7 protein-coding genes are annotated in these 4488 nt (G+C 39.0%); all 7 read left to right on the plus strand.

Annotation, left to right across the window (positions count from 1 at the left end; all coding sequences use genetic code 11):
• Positions 1–273: type II toxin-antitoxin system PemK/MazF family toxin (locus GMD6S_RS11700; RefSeq protein ID WP_000518887.1), on the plus strand; the 273-nt coding region annotated here is incomplete at its 5' end.
• Positions 274–451: 178 nt separating this feature from the next.
• The gene (locus tag GMD6S_RS11705) at positions 452–679 is read left to right on the plus strand and encodes a DUF7678 domain-containing protein (protein ID WP_000267706.1); all 228 of its coding nucleotides are present in this window, start codon (positions 452–454) and stop codon (positions 677–679) included.
• Positions 680–828: 149 nt separating this feature from the next.
• Complete coding sequence (locus GMD6S_RS11710; RefSeq protein ID WP_237738357.1) at positions 829–1059, plus strand: hypothetical protein; 231 nt, start codon at positions 829–831, stop codon at positions 1057–1059.
• Between the two features lie 643 nt (positions 1060–1702).
• Positions 1703–2365: a PBECR4 domain-containing protein gene (locus tag GMD6S_RS11715; protein WP_000913325.1), complete on the plus strand. Its 663-nt coding sequence runs from the start codon at positions 1703–1705 to the stop codon at positions 2363–2365.
• Positions 2366–2629: 264 nt separating this feature from the next.
• Positions 2630–2995, plus strand: a complete 366-nt coding sequence (locus GMD6S_RS11720; protein WP_001138021.1) for an HNH endonuclease signature motif containing protein — start codon at positions 2630–2632, stop codon at positions 2993–2995.
• 208 nt (positions 2996–3203) lie between these two features.
• Positions 3204–3626: a helix-turn-helix domain-containing protein gene (locus GMD6S_RS12550; protein ID WP_000340864.1), complete on the plus strand. Its 423-nt coding sequence runs from the start codon at positions 3204–3206 to the stop codon at positions 3624–3626.
• A 9-nt stretch (positions 3627–3635) separates the two neighbouring features.
• Positions 3636–4488, plus strand: an 853-nt coding sequence (locus GMD6S_RS11730; RefSeq protein ID WP_000869307.1) for a DNA methyltransferase, incomplete at its 3' end; no start/stop codon positions are given.

The following is a 4488-nucleotide window of genomic DNA, read 5'->3' on the forward strand; positions in this document are numbered from 1 at the left end:
GCCATCATCGTCAGCAATAATAAAGCTAATGACCATTCTCATTTGGTTACGGTTGTTCCCCTAACCAAGCAGGTTCAAAAGAAAAAGCACCTGCCTACTCATGTGTATCTACCTAAGAAAGTTTTCAAAGGGCTTAAGTGGTCCAGCTTGGTTTTGGCAGAGCAGGTTCTTACAGTGGATAAATTTCAGTTAAAAAATAAGGTCATGACCATTCGAGAAGAAGCCTGGCTGGTGCGGATTGACCGGGCTTTACGGGTCCAGATAGGAGTTTAAAAAATTTTGAATAATCTTCGCTAATGACTTGATAAATAAAAAGTCGTACGGTAACATACACATACAAAAAAGAAAAGGGGTAAAAGCCCTGAAAAAATAGTGGACTTAATTAAGAAATACGGATTTTACCACGTTGGAAGTTGACGACTACGTTTGGTTGGACTAAGGAGGCAGAAACATGTGGCAAGAAGGAATATTTACAAGTCACAATCGAAAGGTGGTTTACCTAGCGAAGGTAAGCACTGAACCCTTCGAGGATGGAATAGACAACGGACGCATCTTTAAATTGGGAGTGGACGTAGACGGTGAGGAAGTCATTAGTTACGACAGGGGTTGGGAAATGTATCCGGAAGATGAAAGCCTAGAAGAAATTTTGGACCAGATTCTAGAACGTTTTCCAGCTTAAATATAGAGCGCAGAAATATTTGAAGTTTCTGCCTTAAAAATGTCTGAGATACAAGAAATGGTCATTTCAGGCATTTTTTTGTACATTTGAGAGGATAGCAACCCCTGATCAGTTGTTTTTAGTTATACTAGAAGTACCAACAGAAAGAGGTGCTACACTTGAAAATCTTAGAAGTTGAAATCCTATCTACTTTATTTGTTTCAGGAGTCTATATCTACCATATCAAGTTTCAATTCTTAACACTTTATAATCAACAAACCTACAGCATGCAGGTTATGCCAGTGACAAAGGAAGCCATCTCAGATATGGCAGCATACATAATGGAAAATTATTACAGGCGCATGGTTCGTTGTTCATTGGATTGTTTTTCATTTGCGTAATAGGTCTACTTAACGTATAATATGATGTAGATGAGATATTCTCATGTCATCACTTTGATGAGACAAGTGACGGTTCTGACTTGTTGGTAAACAAAAATTAGCCGAGTGTGAAATGAGAATTTTTAATTTGAGTGGTCGGCTCATGGTCAATCTGATATTAATCTTGGACATAAGGGCCAAGCGGGTGGCGGACACCAAAATTAAATCCGATATTTAATCTTGGACATAAGAGCCAAGCGGGTGGCAGACACCAGAATAAACCGACTAAAATAAATGGCTTACAGCTTGCTGTAGGTCATTTTCATTTAGAAATTGAAAAGAGGTTGAGGTTTCAAAATTTTGAAAAAATTCCACTGATTACTTGCATCACCTCCTTTCTTGTTGTATAATATTAGTGAAGATAGAAATATCTTGAGTGTGGAGACACTTTAAAGTTGTACTGGGTATGGAACAGGTATAATTCCATAACTTAAAGCTATCAAGATGGGTAGCGAGCTCCAAAGCAGAGATAGTGCTTGACTAATACGGCTAGTAGAAGAATGTCCGTAACATTTTAGCTATCAAGATGGGTAGCGAGCCTGACAACCAGGATAAAACACTCACTATATAAATAGAAGGGTGACCTGAGTAGGTTGCTCTTTTATTGTTAAAGAAAGACTGGAAAAGCTTAGTGAATATTCATAGAAAAAAAGAGCAAGTAAGAAGAAATATTATTAGTAGTGCTCGTTTGTATAAGGAGAGACTTGTAGGTAAGCGTTTTATTTATATATTTGGTGATGAATGTTTTGAAATGCATTTTAAAACTGATAGTTTTAAACATCTTACTGGTGCAAATGCAAGACTGTCGCCAAACCAATTTTACATGTCAGCCTCTGAAGGGCATTTAGGGGGAAATCAGATATTTTTTAATGATCGCCATCCATTAAGTATAGCAATCAGAAAAACGGAGGGATTGAGAGCACTAGATTTATTTATAAAAGAGGAGCTATTTGTAATAAAGGATTTAGTTACTGCGTCAGCAACTTATCCGTATGCACTCACAAACCTAGATAAATCATTATTAGTGGTTCTGGACTCAACTGATGCTACTGGGGATACATATTATGTGCCTAGGAGTTTTAGAGTTAAAGATAGAAATATATTTGATAAAACAAGCTCTCAGTCTATTCATGCTGTCGATTTTATTTTAAGTAAAGAAGATGTGATAAGGAAGTATGATACTATCCACATGCAAGATAAGGGAAAAAGTTTGAGTACTTTATCAGAGGAGCTGAAAATGAAAATCTCTGATGATCTTATGTGCTAGTAGCCGTATTTTATAACTGAAATACTAAGTTCTATCTGTTGGTGAGATAGAACTTTTTTATTTGTCAAGTAAAAACTGTAAAAAACAAAAAGACGGGACTACCCCGGTATTAGGGCGGGACTACTCTGGAACTACCCCGGTATTAGGGCGGGACTACTCTGGAACTACCCCGGTACTAATACGGTACTAAGTCGGTACTGCTTTGCACGAATAATTGTGATATGATTAAGATGTGAAAGAACATAGAGAGGAGGGGTGAAGGCCATGCCGAGACGACCCGCTCAGCCCTGCAAATTTCCAAACTGTCCAAAGCTCGTACCTTATGGTTCTAAGTACTGCGAGGATCACCAAAGTGTTCACTCACTTGAGGTGAAGTCGACAAAGGCTAAAGGTTACGACTCACGGTGGAACAAAGCTCGGCTTCATTTCTTGAAAACACATCCGCTTTGCGTGAGGTGTCGAGCTAAAGGAATGATTACACCTGCAACAGTAGTGGATCATATCACTCCTCATCGAGGAAACCAAAAACTCTTTTGGAATGAGGGCAACTGGCAACCTCTTTGTAAATCCTGTCATGATTATAAAACTATGACGGAAGACCATGCTCCAATTTATGGCTATGATTTCTGACGAGGGGTAGGGGGGATAAAATCTCTGTGAGTTGCCTCTCAAAAGACCGTGGCCCCCTCAAACGTGCATTTTCGCAAAATGTAAAAGGGGTATATTTTTTGAAGAAATAAATAACTGAAAAACAAGCTGTAACAGGAAGTTATGGCTTGTTTTTATTTCGTTTTATGATTTAAAAGGTTAGAGATTTCAGTAAAGAAAGGAGGCAGAAATGGACGATTTTCAGAGAAAACAGATTAGAAAACTACGTTCTGAAGGTTTGGGATACCAATCGATTGGAAAGATAGTCGGTTTATCTAGGGATTCTGTTCGCAATTACTGCAAACGAAATCCGGAACTATTGGGCTATCGAAATGCCGTCACGAAGATGATGAAAGACCAAGCCAGTGGTCTTCCTTGTTGCCTTCACTGTAAAGAAACCTTTATCCCCAAAGGAACTGGTCGACCTAAGAAGTTTTGTTCAGATGCTTGTCGGAGATACTGGTGGCAGGACCATCCAGAATTACACCAGAAACAAAATACAGCTTACTATGAATTGGCTTGCCAACATTGCGGTAAGTCTTTTTTATCATACGGCAATGCGAAGCGGAAATTTTGTAGCCATGCCTGCTATATTCAATCTCGTTTTTACTAAGGAGGTAGTATGAAAGTCACACAAGATATGACATGGGTCTCTTTATCCATTGACTCTTTAAAACCAGCGGCTTATAACCCACGAAAGAAACTCAAGAAGGGTGATAAGGAATACGAAAAAATCAAGAAATCCATTGTGGAGTTTGGTTATGTTGACCCGATTATTGTTAATTTCGATGGTACTGTAATTGGAGGCCATCAACGACTGACCGTCTTATCTGACTTGGGCTATAAAGAAGTTCAATGTGTTCAGGTTCGAATTGAGGATGAGAATAAGGTAAAGGCCCTGAATGTTGCTTTAAATAAAATCACAGGCGCGTGGAATGAAGAACTTCTCGCAGACCTGATGGTGGACTTGCAAGATGCGGATTTCAATTTAGACCTAACCGGTTTTGAAGCCCCAGAAATCGATCAGCTATTTTCTAAGGTTCACAACAAGGAAGTGAAAGAAGATGACTTTGATGTAGATGGGGAGCTGACAAAACCGACTATCTCGAAACAAGGAGATATCTGGCATCTTGGGAAACACCGAGTGATTTGTGGTGATTCTACAAAGCTAGAAACTTATCAGCTTCTCCTGGGAGATAAGAAGGCCAACCTTATCGTAACTGACCCTCCTTACAATGTTAATGTGGAAGAAACAGCGGGAAAAATCAAAAATGATGATATGTCCGATGCGGATTTTTATCAGTTCCTTTTTAACATGTTTGTCAATGTAGAACAGTCCATGGAGGATGATGCTTCTATCTATGTTTTCCATGCGGATACAGAAGGACTGAATTTCAGAAGGGCCTTTAAGGATGCTGGCTTTTATCTGAGCGGTTGTTGCGTTTGGAAAAAGAATGCTCTGGTATTAGGTAGAA

This window comes from Streptococcus sp. GMD6S (assembly GCF_000297015.1).

Bases quoted from the DNA above. Each gene is read 5' to 3' on its own strand.
- GMD6S_RS12550 (WP_000340864.1), top strand. From the start codon at position 3,204: ATGGACGATTTTCAGAGAAAACAGATTAGAAAACTACGTTCTGAAGGT.
- GMD6S_RS11720 (WP_001138021.1), top strand. From the start codon at position 2,630: ATGCCGAGACGACCCGCTCAGCCCTGCAAATTTCCAAACTGTCCAAAG.
- GMD6S_RS11705 (WP_000267706.1), top strand. From the start codon at position 452: ATGTGGCAAGAAGGAATATTTACAAGTCACAATCGAAAGGTGGTTTAC.